Raw genomic sequence first — 17252 nt, 5'->3', positions numbered from 1 at the left:
ATACAGACCTTGTACTATGCTGTTGTTCAATTAGTCTTCTCTTGCTCTTGCTTCGTCCTTTACTTCTGCTCGGAAGGCATCTATACTTTCTCTTCTTCGTTCGTTTTTAGCTTGTATCATTTGACGCTGTTCTTCACTATCAGTAAAAGACAATGATTCCTCTGCTTCTTCCATGTTTTCAATTGTGTTACAAATCATTTCTTGAAGTTTTTCAACATTATCACTACGGTCATCTGGTTTTGGTTTATTTTGATAGGTCATGTTCGGTTTCCTCCTTAATCTTTAAAAGGTACAGATATAGTTTGTTTCGGAGGTGACATATTATCCAAAGAATTGCGGTTAAGAAGGAATTAATTTATGGGTGTTTTTTTACCTTTATAAAACAAAAAGACTCGCCTGCAAACCTGCAGTGAGCCTTTAATTTATAATATATTATTCACCTTTGGTTTGAATGACTTGAGCGTGTTCTCCTGATTTATCCTGCATTTGTTTTCCTTTATTTCCGCCAAACCCTCGAGACTGTGTTCCAATATGACTTGGTACAAAGTACTTTGACTTTCTTTTTGGATTACTCATATTATTCATCCCTCCTCCATCTTAATTTGCCCTTGGAGGAGAAGAAACATTAATGGTAAACATGGGAAACGTTACTCTGCTTTACCAAGGCGTTTTTCTTCTAAGCGTTGTTCGATTTTTTCCATAGCAGCGTGATCTTTCATTAGTTGTGATTTGTTTTCAGATACAAGTTCTGCAAAGGAACGTTTTCTGGGTTTTCTCATCGATATCACCTTCCTTAAATACTATTCTAACAGTAATTATGTCCGAAAACGCTCGCAATTATTACAACTTTTTGAAAATTTAATCGGATTTTGTTATATTACCAAAAAAAGATATTGGCCAGAAGCCAATATCCATTATTTAATGCTATCAGTAAATTGTTTCATCATGTCTAATTTCATGGAACCTGTATATTTATTTTGAATAACGCCATTGCGATCGATGAAATAAGTCGTAGGAATTGACAATATTTGATACGTGCCATTTACTTTATTATCTGTATCCAAGAGAATTGGAAAGGTTATTCCGTTTTTGTCAGCAAATCCTTTTACATCATTTTGCGAATCAATGTTAACTGCCAAGATGACAACGTCCTTATTTCCCTGCTTGTAAAATTGCTCCATTTCAGGCATTTCCGCTTTACAAGGGGGACACCAAGTTGCCCAAAAGTTTAACATAACCTTTTTCCCTTTATAGTCTGAAAGCTTTGTTGATTCACCAGTAAGTGTTTTTAATTCAAAATCTGGAGCTTTTCCACCAATCTGTAGTCCATTCGTTTGTGAAGAAGATGTTGTTGTTTCTGTTGGTTTTTTATTTGCCTCTGCCTTTTTATCCATCACTTGAACTATTGCTACTGTAAGCAATGCAATTAATAGTACAGCTGCAATTACTTTTTTTACCATTCATTATATCTCCTTTTTAGTGATCACTAATTTGCATCCTTAATTGTCATTTTACACTACTTAGTTATTAGAAATAAAGAATGTACACAGAAAAAACAAATTACAATTTGACCATCTTGTTAACATGATTATGTATATGAAAAAAAGAGCAGCCACCTTTTTATTTAATGGCAGCTCTTTCAGATTATTAATGCCATGATTTATGGAATAATGCCTTTAAAGCCATATAAATTATAACAAACGAAAATACAATAATTACTAATCCTCCAACAATAAAAAAGAAAGAATGAAGATCTGCTAAAAAAGAAACCGGTGGCAGATTTATTAAGGCAAATCCCGCTAAAATGGCAGCAAGAAATAGAACAGCAACCGAATTCATATAAAATCCCCCCTTTGGGATATTATATGTACAAATCTTTAGATTGTTTTTAGGAAAATGTATTCATTTCATATTAAAAGGCACCATGAATTTCATGGTGCCTAAATTTAAATTTGCTATTATGCTTGTAATTTTTCGCGTAAAACCATTTGAAGAATACCGCCATGGCGATAGTAGTCAATTTCAACTTCAGAGTCAAAGCGAACTACTACTTCAAATTCTTTCTTAATGCCATTTTCATCAGTAGCAGTTACTTTTAATAAGTCGTGAGGTTTTACATTCTCATCTACTTGAACATCAATTGTTTCTTTTCCAGTTAGGCCGAGTGTATCAGCACTTTCACCGTCTTTAAATTGAAGAGGTAAAACACCCATTAACACGAGGTTTGAACGGTGAATACGCTCAAAGCTTTCAGCAATAACTGTTTTAATTCCTAAAAGATTTGTTCCTTTTGCAGCCCAGTCACGAGAAGAACCCATACCGTAATCTTTACCAGCAAGTACAGTTAAGCCAACACCGTCTTCTTTGTACTTCATGCAAGCATCGAAAATGGATGTTACTTCACCAGTTGGCCAGTAAGTAGTGAACCCACCTTCAGTGCCTGGTGCAATTTGGTTACGGATACGAATATTTGCAAATGTTCCGCGCATCATGACTTCATGGTTTCCGCGACGAGAACCATAAGAGTTGAAATCACGAGGTTCTACACCTTTTTCACGAAGGTATTTGCCCGCTGGTGTATCTTTACCAATTGCTCCTGCTGGAGAAATATGGTCTGTTGTTACAGAATCACCGAATTTACCTACAACTCGAAGTCCTGTTAAAGGTTTTACTTCGTCAGGGTCTGGTTTTAGACCTTCGAAGAATGGAGGATTGGCGATATAAGTGGAATTTTCATCCCAAGTATAAAGCGGCTCATCACTTGTTTTAATTTCGTTCCATCGCTCGTTATCAGTAAATACGTTCTGATATTCTCTTCGGAATAATTCTGGTGTTACTGTACGCTTAACCACTTCATTTACTTCTGCAGTGGATGGCCAGATATCGTTAAAGAAAACATCGTTGCCATTTTTGTCTTTTCCGATTGGCTCATTTGCAAAGTCGACATTAACAGTTCCTGCAAGAGCATAAGCAACAACCAATGGAGGTGAAGCAAGATAGTTTGCTTTTACAAGCGGATGAATACGACCTTCAAAGTTACGGTTTCCTGAAAGAACAGATGTTACTAATAGGTCATTTTCAGCAATTGTTTTTTCAATTTCTTCTTTTAATGGACCAGAGTTACCGATACATGTTGTACAACCATATCCTACAAGGTTAAAGCCGATTTGCTCAAGATAAGGAAGTAGCCCCGAATCACGAAGGTAGCCAGTTACAACTTTAGATCCAGGTGCTAAAGAAGTTTTTACATATTTAGGAACTTCCATACCTAATTCAACAGCTTTTTTAGCTACGAGTCCAGCACCAACTAAAACGTATGGATTTGATGTGTTTGTGCAGCTTGTAATGGAAGCAATTGCAACTGCACCAGTTTTAATCGCAGTTTGATCACCATTGTTAAAGTTAATAGTTGCTGTTTTTTCCAACTCTTCTGGTTTAAAACCAAATCCTTGGTTTCCTTGAGGAGCAGAAACAGCGTTAACAAATGATTCTTTCATTTTTGAAAGTGGAATCAAATCCTGCGGACGTTTAGGACCAGAAAGATTTGCTTCAATTATAGAAAGGTCAATTTCAACAACATTAGTATAAACAGGCTCTTCATTTGGATTAAAGAATAAGCCGTTTTCTTTGCAATATTGCTCAACTACCTTGATTTGCTCTTCATTACGGCCTGTTAGACGTAAGTATTCAATTGATTCACTGTCTACTGGGAAGAATCCACAAGTTGCTCCGTATTCTGGAGCCATGTTAGCAATTGTTGCACGATCTGCTAATGGAAGTGAAGGTACACCAGGACCAAAGAATTCAACAAATTTACCAACTACGCCTTGACCACGTAGAACTTGAGTTACTTTTAGCGCAAGGTCTGTAGCAGTTGCACCGTTAGGTAGTTCACCTACTAATTTAACTCCAACTACTTCTGGAACTGGGAAGTAAGAAGGCTGCCCAAGCATACCTGCTTCTGCTTCTATACCGCCAACGCCCCATCCAAGAACACCAATACCGTTAATCATAGTGGTATGAGAATCTGTACCAACTAATGTATCTGGATATGCTTCAAATTCACCATCTGCATTTTCAGCCACGTGTACAACATCTGCCAAGTACTCAAGGTTTACTTGGTGAACAATACCTGTTGCAGGTGGAACTGCACGGTAATTATTAAATGATTTTTGAGCCCAGCTCAAGAACTGATAACGTTCAGCATTACGTTGGAATTCAAGATCCATGTTTTGTTTTAGGGCATCTGCAGTTCCATATGCATCAACCTGAACAGAGTGGTCGATAACTAGATCCACTGTTTTTTCTGGATTAATTTTGTCAGGGTCTCCACCTAAATCAGCCATTGCCTTTCTTAAAGAAGCCAGGTCAACTACTGCAGGTACACCAGTGAAATCCTGAAGAATAACACGTGATGGTTTAAATGGTACATCGATTTCCTTTAATTGTTCTGTTCCCCATTTTGCTAAATTTTCAACATGTTCTTTTGTAATTACTCTGCCATCATATTGGCGTAATACAGATTCAAGTAACACTTTAATGGAATAAGGTAATTTTGAAACCTTTCCAATACCTGCTTCCTCTAATGCAGCTAAACGGAAATAGTTATAACGTTTACCGCTTACATCAAAAGATGATTGTGCTTTGAATACATCATTTTTAACTTTTACCATGTTATGTAACCCCCTTATTCGTCATAATACTTCAAAATTAGGCGAAAAGTCGAAAAATTTGAATTTTCCCATCCTGTAATACTTTTCTCACAATTCTAATCTTAATACAACATATTCTATATGTAAATAAAAAAGAAGTTATTGCAATTGATAAGTTTTTCTTATTGTAATGTTTAAAATGTCTCAAAATAAGTTAGACAACACATTAATATTACCGTGATTACTTTAGAATGAACATTTTAATTATCATTTATTTATTATGTTAAAAAAGTGATTGTCCGTCTTTTTTTTCGCCAGCGGGGAAAAACTAACAATGTGGGAGGTGATCTTGTGTCGCGAAAAAGTCAAATCATGTTATTCCCGGCATGAACGCTGCAAATGGACAAGGTAAAGGCGCTGGTTTTAATGAGGAATTTGCTAATGAACCATTAACTGTAAAGGAAAAAATGAATAACAAGAAACGAAAGAAAAATCATTAATGGAAGAATGATAAGGCAGGGTATCATTACCCTGCCTTATCATTTGAGTTATTAAATTTCATTGCTCAAAATTATTGACTTCTGAGACCATTTTTTGGAGATCTTGCTGAAACTGCTCTAGTTGAACTTTTTGATGCTCTGAAGCTACTTCAAGAGCATTTTCAATCTGCTGGTAAGCCTCATTTACTTCATTTTTCAAATGTTGCAATTGATGTCCGTAGCTTGCGCTATCACGAACAATTTCATAATATAGTTCTTCTGCCTCTTCTACACCCTGTTGCGCAGCCTGAAATGCTTGCTGTTTATTTTTTTGATAAGGCATTTTTTGCATGATTTTCACTCCTATCTTAAAGCCTATACCGATAAAGTGTGCTAAAGGATGAACTTATATACAGCATAAAACGGAGAACAATAGGTATCCTAAAGATAGGGGTGAAGTTAAATGACAAACAAAAACACCAGTAAAGATATGCGCAAAAATGCTCCAAAACAATCCGGACAACCTGAGCCGCTTAGCGGTTCACATAAGGTTAAAAATCGCCAGCATACCCGTGCAAAACATAATACACATCACGATATGTAGGAAAGAAAAGGTTGACCAAAATAAATCAAGGTCAACCTTTTCTTTCTTACAGTTTTAGCAGCGCCTGTAACAGAAGTTCCTCTTCATCGAGAGAAACTGTTCTTAAATCAAGAAGATACTGATCCTTTTGTATTCGTGCTATAATGGCTGGCTTGTTTTCTGTCCTAAGTTTTTTCGCCAAATGTTCCGAAGATAATCGGTTGTGCTTCAGCGAGATTAAAACTGTTGGAAGCTGGACTTCTGGCATTGTTCCGCCGCCTACCTGACTCATGCCATGAATGATTTTGATTTCATAGTGATCGGTTATTTCTAATATTTTAGATGCAAAAAAGGAAGAGCGTTTTTCCAATTCTTCTTCAGAATGTAATAGGTCCCTGATAACCGGGATATTTCGAACACCTTTGTCCCCTCTTACATAATCAATTAATGTACCTTCGAGTGCTGCAAGAGTCATTTTGTCAACTCGAACTACCCTTGCTAATTGATGTTTTTTCAAACGATCTATGAGCTTCTTTTTTCCTGCAATAATTCCTGCCTGCGGTCCCCCTAAAAGCTTGTCCCCACTAAATGTAACTAAATCTACGCCTGCTTCAATAATTTCTCTGACAACTGGCTCTTCTCCAATTCCATGTTTGCGAAAATCATATAAAGCACCACTTCCAAGGTCTTCATAAAAAATAACATTTTCCAACCTTCTGGTAAATTTTATTAGTTCATCCGTTTCTACACTTTCGGTAAATCCAACTACTTTAAAATTGCTTGTGTGGACCTTCATCACCATAGCCGTTTCCGAATTGATAGCCTGTTCATAATCATACAGATGCGTCTTATTGGTTGTACCGACTTCAACAAGTTTAGCTCCGCTCTCTTCCATGATTGAAGAAATTCGGAAGGAACCGCCAATTTCGACTAACTGTCCTCTTGAAACAATTACTTCTTTTTCAGCTGCTAATGCTCTTAACACCAGATAAACAGCTGCAGCATTATTATTTACAATCATTGCACTTTCAGCGCCTGTTAGCTCTTTGATTAGTGTCTCAACATGCGTATGCCTTGAACCTCGTTCACCTTCTTCAAGCTTGTACTCTAAATTTGTATAATTCTGTGCTGCTTCTGCCACATGGGCAACCGCTTTGTCACTTAATCGAGCTCTTCCTAAATTTGTATGTAAAATAGTTCCTGTTGCATTAATAACTCTTTTTAACGTGTAATCCATTTGTTTTACGGCATTTTTCTTTACTTCCTGAAATATTTCACAAATAAATTGCTCTGTTCCCGGAATTGCCCCATTCCAATAATCATTTAATATTGAAATTCTTATTTTTTCAATTACATCTTTTAGTTGTTTTGTTAATTCAGTGAAATCGATATCCATCTCTTTACTGAGTGTTGCGAACTGAGCATGATTTTGAAGCTCATGGACAGCTGGTATGCTGCGAAGCCAATCTTTCACTATTCAAAACTCCTTCTCATTTCTTTCCTAGCTATTATAACATTCTCACAATTATTGCACAGATGAATAAAATAAACCTGCAGGGGGGAATGATGATGAATACAAACAATGAAGACCAGTCCTTCGATAACGACGCTATCGAAAAATGGCTGGAAAATTACTTTCTTGATCCTTTAACATCCTACTTTGATCAAACACAATTTCGGATCGATCTTTATGAGACAGATAGAGAATGGATCGTTGAAGCGTTGCTGCCAGAATTTAGGTCGTCTGATATTACGGTTTATGTGGAGGACAAGAAACTATTCATAACCGTAAAAAAGAATGCTTTTTCAGTCGATCAGGTTCAAAATAATCGTAAACGTTCTATTGAATTCCCCTTTCAAGTAAACTGCCATAGAATTATGGCCACTTTTCATAATGGCATTTTAGAAGTATTTATTTCCAAATTAGATAAAGAATACAGGAAAAATCGCTTTATTACATTACCTTAATAATTAAAAAGTATTTCCATATTTTATTAATATAAATTAAAAATAAATGCCTTTTTACGGGCATTTTATTTATTTTCCCCGTTTTATCTCAAAAAGCCAAAAAAATCACTGCTCAATGGTTTCTTCAGTGCGCTTTTTCTCTGAAAGAGTTATACTATTGAAGTTGAAACTAATTTTTCCTGTTAGATATACATAATGAAAATAAAAGGAAAAATGACTTTATATTCATGGAGGTGGACATATTGAGTGAACAAGAGAAAATCCGCTTGACATCCTTGTCTACTAAAGCCGGCTGAGGCTGTAAAATTGGTCCAGAGGACCTTGCGCAAGTTTTGCGCAGTTTACCGAAACAGGAATCTGTTCCTGAATTACTTGTAGGAAATGAAACATCTGATGATGCGGGAGTTTATCAAATAACTGATACCATTGCATTAATCCAGACGGTTGATTATTTTACACCAATTGTCGATGATCCATATATGTTCGGCCAAATTGCTGCAGCAAATGCTTTGAGTGACGTTTATGCAATGGGCGGTGACCCGAAAACCGTTATGAATATTGTTGGGTATCCAATTAAAAAATTAGGTCCTGAGATGCTTACAGAAATTCTCCGCGGCGCTGCTGACAAGGTAAAAGAAGCTGGTGCCTTAACAGTAGGGGGACATTCTGTAGATGACCAGGAACCAAAATTTGGATTATCTGTAACAGGGATCGTTCATCCCGAAAAAATATGGAAAAACGTAGGTGCGAAACCAGATGATCTGTTGGTTTTAACAAAACCGATTGGTGTTGGCATCATGACAACAGGAATAAAAAGATGTGTTGTTTCTTCGGAACAGGAACAAATAGTTACTGAAACTATGGCGTTATTAAATAAAACAGCCGCTGAACTATTACGAAAATACCATCCTCATGCGGTTACAGATATTACAGGATTTGGACTTCTTGGGCATGGCAGTGAAATGGCCCGCGGAAGTGAAGTCAGCTTTGAATTAACTTTCGGAGACGTCCCAGTTCTTGAAGGAACCCTGGAGTTGGCAAAGAATGGAGTAGTACCTGGAGGCTCAAAGTCTAATCACAAATGGCTTGGAAATGATGTGGATTATGAGGATATACTAGCGGAAGAACAACTAATCCTATGTGATGCAGTTACTTCAGGCGGTCTTCTTGTCTCACTGCCAGCAGATGAAGCCACAAAGTACATTGAAGATCTCCATCAAAATGGTCTTCAATATGCAGCTATAATTGGTAATGTAAAGACGAAAAAGGATAAACTAATATATGTAAAAAAAGGATAAAAGAGCTATCATTCTTGATAGCTCTTTTATCCTTTTTTATTGCCCTTTCTGAGAAGTTTTTGAATCATATCTACCGTCATTTTTGCAAGATCATATTCTATTTTAAATCCCCATTCAGCTTCCGCAGCTGAAGCATCAATCGAATTTGGCCAGCTATCAGCGATCATTTGCCTGATTGGGTCCACTTTATAAGTGATCTCAAAATCAGGTATATGCTTCCTAATTTCCAAAGCCAATTGTTCAGGTGCAAAACTCATCGCTGTTACGTTAAAAGAGTTTCGATGAGTCAGTCTGGATGAATCTGCCTCCATTAAATCAATGAGTGCATTAAGAGCATCAGGCATATACATCATATCCATATACGTTCCTTCTTTAATGTAACAAGTATAATTTCTACTATTGATTGCTTCATAGAAAATTTCGACTGCATAATCAGTAGTTCCCCCACCCGGAGGTGCTATATAGGAAATTAAGCCAGGAAATCGGAGACCTCTAGTATCTACTGCATATTTTCGATGATAGTAATCACAAAGGAGTTCACCGGCCACTTTATTTACACCGTACATTGTGGCAGGGCGCATAACTGTATCTTGTGGTGTTAAAGTTTTCGGCGTCGTTGGTCCAAATGCCCCGATCGAGCTTGGGGTGAAAAATTGTGCATTCATTTCCCTTGCGGTTTCAAGTGCATTCAATAAACCGCCCATGTTTAAATTCCAAGCATTTAACGGACTAGCCTCGGCTTTAGCTGACAACAATGCTGCAAGATGAATGATCGTATCAACTTTATATTTCTTTGCAATTTCAATTATTGAGTTTAATGAAGTTACATCAAGAATTTCAAATGGACCGTTTTGTGCTGCCTCACTATCATTCTTGCGAATATCTGTAGCAATGACAAAATCTCCACGATAAATCTCTCGTAGCTTTAATGTTAATTCAGTTCCAATTTGACCTAAAGCCCCCGTGATTAAAATCCGTTTCATTCCCATCCTCTGCCTTTATATTTAAGTCTTTTGATGGATTATGAGATGATGTTCATTTCCTTACCGACTTTTTCATATACAGATATTGCCTTATCAAGCATATCCCTGGTATGAACTGCTGTTGGCATATTTCGAACACGACTGGTACCTTTTGGGACAGTAGGAAACACAATCGCTTTAGCATAAATTCCTTCTTCGATTAGCCTTTTTGAAAATAGTTGCGCATGTTTCTCTTCCCCGATAATACATGGTGTAATAGGTGTTTCACTTTTACCGATATTAAAGCCTAAATCTTTTAATCCTTTTTTTAGATAATCCCCATTTTCCCAAAGACGTTTGTTTAAATCCGTACTCTCCATAAGAATTTGAATGGCCTTTATGCTTGCTGCCACATCGGCAGGTGTTAAGGAAGTGGAAAACAAAAATGGCCGACTTCGAACTTTTAACCAATCGATTAAATCTTTCCTCCCAGCAACATATCCACCAACAACACCAAGTGCTTTTGATAATGTTCCAATTTGAAAATCAATTTTATTTGACAACCCAAAATGTTTGACCGTTCCTGCTCCATCGCCTAATACACCAGAACCATGTGCATCATCAACATATGTAATGAGATCATACTCTTCAGCAATTTCTGCGATTTCTGGTAAATGAGCAATATCACCATCCATGGAAAAAACGCCATCTGTTATGACCATCATTTTTTTATAACGGCCAGATTCAGTTGCTTCCTTTGCCTTTAAATGTAAATCAGACATATCTGAATGGTTGAAACGGATAATCTCTGCTCTGGATAACCTGCACCCGTCAATAATAGAAGCATGGTTTAGCTCATCTGAAAGAATCGCATCTTGATGATCCATAACAGCTGAAATAGCAGCCATATTACAATTAAAACCAGATTGGTAGGCAATTGCAGCTTCCGTATGTTTAAATTCAGCTATCATCTCCTCAAGCTCAACATGAAGCTTTAATGTTCCATTTATTGTTCGAACAGCACCTGAACCAACACCATAATGTTCTAATGCGGTCAATGCTGCCTCTATTAGTCGTTTATCTGTTGCAAGCCCAAGATAATTATTTGAAGAAAGATTAATAAGCATTTTTCCATTAATTGTTATAATTGGACCGTTCGAGCTTTCCAAAGGATCAATTTGGTTAAAAAGTCCTTTCACTTTTAATTCATTCAAATTGGCAGTTAAAAAATTTTCTAAGATTTTACTAGACATGTTTTCCCTCCGATTTGATCTGAAAAGTTAGAAAGATCAAAGAGATTTACTCTTTAAAAAAGATTGTTTGTCCCTATCCCAGCTGCAAAAGCCTATATATCTAAAGTATTACAAATCATTAAAATAGTTCATGAAAGTGGGCTGAAAAAACAAAAAATTTAATAACAAAAAACGCCCCGGATAACTTGATCCAGAACGTTTCGACATTATCATTAATTTGCTGCCTTAGCAGTAAGCTTTACATCAATATTCATAAGTTTACCATTTCGATATATTCCAAACTTTACAGTGTCCCCAATCTTAACTTTTGTATATAAATATTTTCGCAGGTCTGTAGAGCTAGTAATATCAGTTCCATTCATGGAAACAACAACATCTCTTTGTTTAAGACCACTGTTTGCAGCAACAGACTGTGGATCAATGTTAGTGATCATAACACCCTTTTGAACGTTATTTGGAAGGTCATTCCAATACATTTGTGGAACTTCACTTAAATCTGCCAAGCCAACACCTAAATATGGGCGTTCAACTTTACCATTTTTTATTAATTGGTTAACAATTGGAATTAAATCGTTACTTGGGATAGCAAAACCTAACCCTTCAACTCCAGTTTCCGAAATCTTTAAGCTATTGATTCCAACGACTTGTCCTTGCGTATTGATTAATGCTCCTCCACTATTTCCAGGGTTAATAGCGGCATCAGTTTGAATTACGTTGGTCTCCCAATCTCCTGCAGATGTTGAAACGGCAATAGAACGATTTGTAGCACTAACAATCCCTTGTGTTACAGTCCTTGAAAGGTCTAGCCCCAGTGGGTTACCAATAGCAAGTACCTCATCACCAGGACGAAGCACTGATGAATCTCCAAATTCAGCCGTGCTTGTAACATATTTTGAATCAATTTTTAGGACTGCCAAGTCGGTTAACGCATCGGTGCCAACCACAGTTGCTGTTGTTTTTTGACCTGAATAAAGAGACACTTCAAGTTTAGATGCCCCTTCAACAACGTGATTATTTGTTACGATATAGGCACTATCACCACTTTTTTGAAAAATTACCCCTGAACCAGAGCCGGTCTCCACGGAATTGGATTTGTTGTTTCCAGATGCCCCATCATTACCAGAGTTTCCAAAGCTGCCAAAGCCCCCAGAGTTACCAAAATTCCCAGAATTGTCTGAACTTCCAAAGCCATTTGAGCTTCCGAAACTTCCGTTACCAAAGAGATTATTGGCATTGTTACTTTGCTGCTGATAATTGACAATCCCAACGATTGTTTTTGAAATCCGATCTACTGTGTCTGCAATAGACCCTGTCCCACTTGTTGTAGACGGTTTAGCAGAAACGGTTTTAACAGCATTATTAGTAGAAACCTGCTGAGCAGCTGTTTCATTATTTTCGTTTGCTATATTTTTAAAATAATCGGTATGAGGAAGAACAGCCAAGGTTAATGCCGACCCGACTACACCTGCGGCAACCGCCCCGAGAATTCCTCTAAAATTACCCTTTCGATTGCTTCTTTGTTTTTCAGCACCATTCATTTTATCATATCGTGAGTAATCATCATTTTGATAGAATGCACCATTTTCATAGGTGTATGTTTTTTCACTTGTATTCTCAGTGTTTGATGAATTTTCGTACTTTGGCCGATCATTAAAATCCATCACTTTCACTTCTCCTTTTTACATTTATTATCTATATGTCTATACTATACCTATTAAATATTAAGAAATTGTTAACAAACTTTAAAATGACTAGGAAAAATAATAAAAGATTTTTGTTAACCTGCATTCTCAGATTCTGCACTAGATTGCTTAAATCGAATCACAAATTTTGTGCCCTTGCCTTTTTCACTACAAACGTTTATGTCGCCATTATGAAGCAAGACTAATTGTTTAACGATTGATAATCCTAATCCAAATTCACCGTAGGGATTACTTGTTCGGGAAATTTCTGCTTTATAAAACCGACGCCATATATTCTCAACTTCATTTGAGTCAATTCCAATCCCAGTATCCTCAATTTCAATAATGGTTTCTTTGTTAACTAACTTTCCGCGGAGCCATATTGTTCCATTCGCCGTAAATTGAATACTATTTTTTGTTATGTTTATTAAAATTTGAATAAGTCGATCATAATCAGCATAAATATTTACATTTGGCTCCACTTCTACAATAATCTTGATATTCTTCTCTTCAGCCTGGATTGATAATTGCTCCTGAATAATTTCCAAAACCTCATCTAAAGGGATTAATTCCTTAAACAACTGTATCTGGTTTGAACGAATTTTGTCGTAATCAAGGTTCTCATTTACAAGGCGAATCAGTCTCTTTGCTTCCTGACTTACCAGATTGATCCCTCTTTCCTTATCTTCCTCAGGAATCATGTCATTTTTAAGTCCTTCAATTACACCGCTAATTGTTGTTAAAGGAGTTCGCATTTCATGAGACACATCCGCCATGAATTGACGCCGTCTGTTTTCAAGACTTTCGATTTCTTCCATGGATTGATTAATTTTATCGACCATGTTATTAAAGTCATTAGCCAATTCTCCAATTTCATCAAAAGTTGATGATGGCACTTTGACCGTGTAATCCCCTGCAGATACCAGTGATGTCGCCTCTCGCAGCCTACGAATACGATTCACATGGATTCTTGATAAAAACCAACTTAACAAAAACGAAACCGTAAGTGCGGTTAGAATAGTAATTAATAAATAGCGGTTTATTTGACTGATCATTTTACTCGTACCACTTATGGCTGAAGTTAATAGAATTCCTCCTATAAACCTCCCATGTGATATATATGGCAAGGCTACAAAGGAAACTCCTTCCTGACCAAATCTTTTATAATCGCTATTCACAACTACTGTTTGTCCTTCTGTTACTTTCTTCCATTCAGAATCAGAAAGCTCGATCGCAGGCCCGCCACGTCTTCCTACTGAATACAAGTTCGCATCCTTATCAAAAATACTAAAGCTAATACCACGACCTGTAAGCACTGAACTGTACTGGTTAATAATTTGATCATTGCCCACAGGACTGAATTGAAAATCATTTAGAATGGCTTTTCCGTAGGAGATTAGTTCCTCTGCTTTATTTTCATACACTAAATTTTCAACATAACGGGCAAACAAGATACTGAGTACTAGTACTGCAACTAAGATTATACTGATATGGCTGAAAAACTGCTGGTATATATATTTAAACTTCATCTGCTTTAATGGTTTCATCAAACTTATATCCCACCCCCCAAATAGTATGGAAGAATGGCTGCTGTGCAGTTTCCACTTTTTTTCTCAGTCTTTTAATATGGACATCCACAGTCCGTTCATCTCCATAAAATTGATAACCCCATACTCGTTCAAGTAATTGTTCTCTTGAGAAAACTTGTTTTGGATGCTGAACAAAATAAAATAGTAAATCAAATTCTTTCGGTGTTAGATTCGTAATCGGCAAACCATCCAATAATACTTCTCTGGTATTTTTATTAATTTTAAAATGTTCTGACTGTATAACACCTTTTTCAACGACTTCATTTGTTTGGAGATTCTGGACCCTGCGGGTTACCGCCTTTATTCGTGCCATTAAGGCAAGCGGGCTAAATGGTTTTGTTACATAATCATCTGCTCCCATTTCCAAGCCTAAAACTTGATCAGATTCACTATCTTTAGCAGTTAACATAATGATTGGAACAGAATTTTTCTCTTCACGAATTTTACGGCATATTGTGACTCCATCCATACCCGGCAGCATCCAATCAACAATAAGGGCGTCCCATGTCTCTTCCTTATATCGGTTATATCCTTCGATTCCGTCATTTACAAATTCACCTTGGATTCCTTCCTTAGCAAAAAACATCTCAATCATTGAGCATACACTTTTATTATCTTCAACTACCAATATTTTCAAAGAGGTTCATCTCCTATTACATGTACATTGTCTTTTTTTATTAAGTTTAAACGAATTATTTTGTATATCAACATTCTACAGGCTTCTTTACCAGTTAATTAATACTTTGTTAATGATTTGTTAATATTTATTTTTCGTAAGAAACATTTAATATAGTTCAAAATGAAATTCTAAAACCTTTTATTTAATTTTTTTTGTTTGTTCATCACTTCATACGATTTCTCAATAATATCAGTTAAGACATCACCTTTATATATTCGTCCCAGCTTTAAATTCTGCTGGTAATACTCAACAATTTCATCAAGTTTCTTTGCTGTTTCAGTTGAAACCCTTACATTCAATTGAATTTTTTGATCCATGCTAGATACTCCTAACCATAAGATATTATAATGCTAGCAGTATTTATACAAATTGATATTAACTGCTAGGTTCCTATTTATGTTTTATTTTATCCCTCTTTCAACTGGAAGTTAAGTTTTTTATAACGTTATTCACAATAACTACATGATACGGATTATTATGGTTCATATTAAAAGCGAGGAGGGTTACCTGCGTATGAACGTTTCTTTTCTACTGGGAATTTTATTGCTGATTCAACAACTTAATATACCAGACCGATTAGTAATAACCAGCGAAGGGCGACCCATTGCTTTTATAAATCGAAGTGATTTTTTAATGCCTGTTCCAGATATACCCATTATTGAATTAGGCAAATACAATAAGTTCTTAGATCAGCTTGATCAAAACGTTTCAAAAGAACCCAAAAATGCGGTATTGGACAAAAATGGGAATATTATTCCTGAAGAACTGGGTTACAAATTATATCGACGAGAATTTACAAAACAATTCTATACCAAATTTTTTATTTCAGGATCAGATAAAATTGAAGTTCCACGACTGCTGGTCTATCCCAGAGTAGACAGTGAGTTGCTTGGAAACATTCAAAGTAAACGAATTGGAAGGTATATAACCTCCTTTAACCTGAGTAACAAAGAACGAACAAACAATATTAAATTAGCAACAATCGCAATCAACAATACTGTTCTTTTTCCTGGAGAAACATTTTCCTTTAATAAGGTGGTTGGAAAACGAACCGCAGGAAAAGGCTATTTGCGAGCACCGGTTATTATTAGAGGATCTTTTTCAGAGGATATTGGCGGAGGTATTTGTCAAGTTTCATCCACCTTATTTAATGCAGTTGATAATGCAGGTCTCCACATTATCCAGCGGTTCTCACATAGCAGAAAAGTTAATTATATTCCACCTGGCCGAGATGCAACAGTAAGTTGGTATGGTCCAGATTTTGTTTTTAAAAATAAATACAATCAACCTATATTGATTCAAGCTAAAACACTTGGGAATAAATTAATCATAAAAATATACTCATCCGATGTAATTGAATATCGTCCGAAGAATATTCCAAGTCCCCCTTATTAAAAAAAGTCCGCCATGGCGGACTTTTTGATTATTTATTTTGAACCGATTTTGTCACCAATTCTTCGGAGAACTTGGTTAAGGCAGCGTCATCCATATTAGAAATTTCGCCACCTGCTGGAAGATTGTTTGCCTGAAATTCCTTTGCAAATTCAGTTATTTCATTATCATTTGACTTTGAGGCTTGATTTGCAGAAATACTTTTAGAATGAAATTCCTCTCCAAATTCAGTTAAGCCTTCATTATTTCGCTTAGCTGTCCCATCTTTTGCAGAAATATTTTTGGAGAAAAATTCCGCTCCGAATTCAGCTAAAGCATTGTTCATCATCGGCATGCCACTTTTTGAAGTAATATTTTTTGTTAGGTTTTGAAATGAAGATGTAACCTTTTGCCTTTTTCCTTTACTTAGCATCATCATAAGCGTACTTATCCCTAGGCTTATTAAAGATGCCCACATTACCCCTTTATTGTTACGTTTCTTTTTAAACATGTTTAGATATGGCTGCTTTTTAACTGTTTTGAGGAAAGAAACCATCTTCATAAGCTGCACTCCTTATAATTGGAATGAGGAGAATTTCCCCTCATCAATAATTTTCACAGGGAAGAATCAGAATATGTAAGGTAACATTTTATTTCAGCAAGCCTAAAAAAGTTTGATTACATGTGCAATATTATGCCAATTCAGCAAGTCCAATTATTAGTAAAAAAATGCAGA

19 protein-coding genes and 1 pseudogene are annotated in these 17252 nt (G+C 36.2%); 5 read left to right on the top strand and 15 right to left on the bottom strand.

The window, feature by feature from the left end; genetic code table 11:
* Window positions 1–30 precede the first annotated feature (30 nt).
* From tlp to acnA, 6 genes are all read right to left on the bottom strand, one after another.
* Window positions 31–261 (bottom strand): small acid-soluble spore protein Tlp, encoded by a 231-nt coding sequence (tlp, locus tag RCG17_RS27095; protein ID WP_308173096.1) that lies wholly within the window; start codon window positions 259–261, stop codon window positions 31–33.
* 171 nt (window positions 262–432) lie between these two features.
* A complete protein-coding gene (locus tag RCG17_RS27090) occupies window positions 433–576 on the bottom strand; it encodes an acid-soluble spore protein N (protein WP_308173095.1) in 144 nt (47 codons plus the stop codon).
* Between the two features lie 71 nt (window positions 577–647).
* On the bottom strand, window positions 648–779 hold the full coding sequence (locus tag RCG17_RS27085) for an FbpB family small basic protein (protein WP_308173094.1): 132 nt from the start codon (window positions 777–779) through the stop codon (window positions 648–650).
* A gap of 135 nt (window positions 780–914) precedes the next feature.
* Entirely contained in the window at window positions 915–1460 is a 546-nt protein-coding gene (locus RCG17_RS27080; protein WP_308173093.1) for a peroxiredoxin family protein, read from the bottom strand.
* Between the two features lie 187 nt (window positions 1461–1647).
* Window positions 1648–1839 carry a hypothetical protein gene (locus RCG17_RS27075; RefSeq protein WP_308173092.1) on the bottom strand — a complete coding sequence of 64 codons (192 nt, stop codon included), beginning with the start codon at window positions 1837–1839 and terminating at the stop codon, window positions 1648–1650.
* 119 nt (window positions 1840–1958) lie between these two features.
* Window positions 1959–4673: an aconitate hydratase AcnA gene (acnA, locus tag RCG17_RS27070; RefSeq protein WP_308173091.1), complete on the bottom strand. Its 2715-nt coding sequence runs from the start codon at window positions 4671–4673 to the stop codon at window positions 1959–1961.
* Between the two features lie 338 nt (window positions 4674–5011).
* Here acnA and sspO point away from each other — a divergent pair.
* Window positions 5012–5152 (top strand): annotated as a pseudogene (gene sspO, locus RCG17_RS27065) (small acid-soluble spore protein O); the annotation flags it as partial.
* Between the two features lie 58 nt (window positions 5153–5210).
* On the opposite strand, the gene RCG17_RS27060 reads toward sspO, so the two are convergent.
* On the bottom strand, window positions 5211–5474 hold the full coding sequence (locus RCG17_RS27060; RefSeq protein WP_308175978.1) for a hypothetical protein: 264 nt from the start codon (window positions 5472–5474) through the stop codon (window positions 5211–5213).
* Window positions 5475–5594: 120 nt separating this feature from the next.
* Between RCG17_RS27060 and RCG17_RS27055 the strand changes: the two genes are divergently transcribed.
* Window positions 5595–5735: a small acid-soluble spore protein P gene (locus RCG17_RS27055; RefSeq protein ID WP_308173090.1), complete on the top strand. Its 141-nt coding sequence runs from the start codon at window positions 5595–5597 to the stop codon at window positions 5733–5735.
* 46 nt (window positions 5736–5781) lie between these two features.
* Here RCG17_RS27055 and selA read toward each other — a convergent pair whose 3' ends face one another.
* Window positions 5782–7188 carry an L-seryl-tRNA(Sec) selenium transferase gene (selA, locus tag RCG17_RS27050; protein ID WP_308173089.1) on the bottom strand — a complete coding sequence of 469 codons (1407 nt, stop codon included), beginning with the start codon at window positions 7186–7188 and terminating at the stop codon, window positions 5782–5784.
* Window positions 7189–7283: 95 nt separating this feature from the next.
* Between selA and RCG17_RS27045 the strand changes: the two genes are divergently transcribed.
* Entirely contained in the window at window positions 7284–7682 is a 399-nt protein-coding gene (locus tag RCG17_RS27045; RefSeq protein ID WP_308173088.1) for an Hsp20/alpha crystallin family protein, read from the top strand.
* Window positions 7683–7909: 227 nt separating this feature from the next.
* Window positions 7910–8980, top strand: coding sequence for a selenide, water dikinase SelD (selD, locus tag RCG17_RS27040; protein ID WP_374120880.1), 1071 nt, complete (start codon window positions 7910–7912; stop codon window positions 8978–8980).
* A gap of 26 nt (window positions 8981–9006) precedes the next feature.
* Here the strand turns inward: selD and RCG17_RS27035 are convergent, their stop codons facing one another.
* The 6 genes from RCG17_RS27035 to RCG17_RS27010 all read right to left on the bottom strand — a co-directional run bounded on the left by RCG17_RS27035 (window position 9007) and on the right by RCG17_RS27010 (window position 15462).
* Window positions 9007–9963: an L-threonine 3-dehydrogenase gene (locus RCG17_RS27035; RefSeq protein WP_308173087.1), complete on the bottom strand. Its 957-nt coding sequence runs from the start codon at window positions 9961–9963 to the stop codon at window positions 9007–9009.
* A gap of 38 nt (window positions 9964–10001) precedes the next feature.
* On the bottom strand, window positions 10002–11195 hold the full coding sequence (locus tag RCG17_RS27030) for a glycine C-acetyltransferase (protein ID WP_308173086.1): 1194 nt from the start codon (window positions 11193–11195) through the stop codon (window positions 10002–10004).
* A gap of 212 nt (window positions 11196–11407) precedes the next feature.
* Window positions 11408–12856 (bottom strand): S1C family serine protease, encoded by a 1449-nt coding sequence (locus RCG17_RS27025; protein ID WP_308175976.1) that lies wholly within the window; start codon window positions 12854–12856, stop codon window positions 11408–11410.
* A gap of 116 nt (window positions 12857–12972) precedes the next feature.
* The gene (locus RCG17_RS27020; protein ID WP_308175975.1) at window positions 12973–14406 is read right to left on the bottom strand and encodes an ATP-binding protein; all 1434 of its coding nucleotides are present in this window, start codon (window positions 14404–14406) and stop codon (window positions 12973–12975) included.
* Entirely contained in the window at window positions 14396–15103 is a 708-nt protein-coding gene (locus tag RCG17_RS27015; RefSeq protein WP_308173085.1) for a winged helix-turn-helix domain-containing protein, read from the bottom strand. Before RCG17_RS27015 ends, RCG17_RS27020 begins: the two co-directional genes overlap by 11 nt.
* Window positions 15104–15273: 170 nt before the next feature.
* Window positions 15274–15462, bottom strand: a complete 189-nt coding sequence (locus tag RCG17_RS27010; RefSeq protein WP_308173084.1) for a hypothetical protein — start codon at window positions 15460–15462, stop codon at window positions 15274–15276.
* A gap of 196 nt (window positions 15463–15658) precedes the next feature.
* On the opposite strand from RCG17_RS27010, the gene RCG17_RS27005 reads away from it, so the two are divergent.
* Window positions 15659–16540 carry a VanW family protein gene (locus RCG17_RS27005; RefSeq protein ID WP_308173083.1) on the top strand — a complete coding sequence of 294 codons (882 nt, stop codon included), beginning with the start codon at window positions 15659–15661 and terminating at the stop codon, window positions 16538–16540.
* A gap of 28 nt (window positions 16541–16568) precedes the next feature.
* Here RCG17_RS27005 and RCG17_RS27000 read toward each other — a convergent pair whose 3' ends face one another.
* Window positions 16569–17078: a hypothetical protein gene (locus RCG17_RS27000; RefSeq protein WP_308173082.1), complete on the bottom strand. Its 510-nt coding sequence runs from the start codon at window positions 17076–17078 to the stop codon at window positions 16569–16571.
* Between the last annotated feature and the right edge of the window lie 174 nt (window positions 17079–17252).

The sequence above is a fragment of the Neobacillus sp. PS3-12 genome, from assembly GCF_030915385.1.
Lineage (GTDB): Bacteria > Bacillota > Bacilli > Bacillales > Cytobacillaceae > JAEVLT01.
The sequence above is the reverse complement of the archived record's forward strand: the minus strand, read 5'-3'. Positions and strand labels throughout refer to the sequence as shown.

Coding starts and splice junctions, on each gene's coding strand:
- RCG17_RS27085 (WP_308173094.1), bottom strand. CDS start 779: ATGAGAAAACCCAGAAAACGTTCCTTTGCAGAACTTGTATCTGAAAAC.
- RCG17_RS27075 (WP_308173092.1), bottom strand. CDS start 1,839: ATGAATTCGGTTGCTGTTCTATTTCTTGCTGCCATTTTAGCGGGATTT.
- RCG17_RS27080 (WP_308173093.1), bottom strand. CDS start 1,460: ATGGTAAAAAAAGTAATTGCAGCTGTACTATTAATTGCATTGCTTACA.
- RCG17_RS27090 (WP_308173095.1), bottom strand. CDS start 576: ATGAGTAATCCAAAAAGAAAGTCAAAGTACTTTGTACCAAGTCATATT.
- acnA (WP_308173091.1), bottom strand. CDS start 4,673: ATGGTAAAAGTTAAAAATGATGTATTCAAAGCACAATCATCTTTTGAT.
- RCG17_RS27020 (WP_308175975.1), bottom strand. CDS start 14,406: ATGAAGTTTAAATATATATACCAGCAGTTTTTCAGCCATATCAGTATA.
- RCG17_RS27010 (WP_308173084.1), bottom strand. CDS start 15,462: ATGGATCAAAAAATTCAATTGAATGTAAGGGTTTCAACTGAAACAGCA.
- RCG17_RS27005 (WP_308173083.1), top strand. CDS start 15,659: ATGAACGTTTCTTTTCTACTGGGAATTTTATTGCTGATTCAACAACTT.
- tlp (WP_308173096.1), bottom strand. CDS start 261: ATGACCTATCAAAATAAACCAAAACCAGATGACCGTAGTGATAATGTT.
- RCG17_RS27000 (WP_308173082.1), bottom strand. CDS start 17,078: ATGAAGATGGTTTCTTTCCTCAAAACAGTTAAAAAGCAGCCATATCTA.
- RCG17_RS27045 (WP_308173088.1), top strand. CDS start 7,284: ATGAATACAAACAATGAAGACCAGTCCTTCGATAACGACGCTATCGAA.
- RCG17_RS27035 (WP_308173087.1), bottom strand. CDS start 9,963: ATGAAACGGATTTTAATCACGGGGGCTTTAGGTCAAATTGGAACTGAA.
- RCG17_RS27025 (WP_308175976.1), bottom strand. CDS start 12,856: ATGGATTTTAATGATCGGCCAAAGTACGAAAATTCATCAAACACTGAG.
- RCG17_RS27055 (WP_308173090.1), top strand. CDS start 5,595: ATGACAAACAAAAACACCAGTAAAGATATGCGCAAAAATGCTCCAAAA.
- RCG17_RS27030 (WP_308173086.1), bottom strand. CDS start 11,195: ATGTCTAGTAAAATCTTAGAAAATTTTTTAACTGCCAATTTGAATGAA.
- RCG17_RS27060 (WP_308175978.1), bottom strand. CDS start 5,474: ATGCCTTATCAAAAAAATAAACAGCAAGCATTTCAGGCTGCGCAACAG.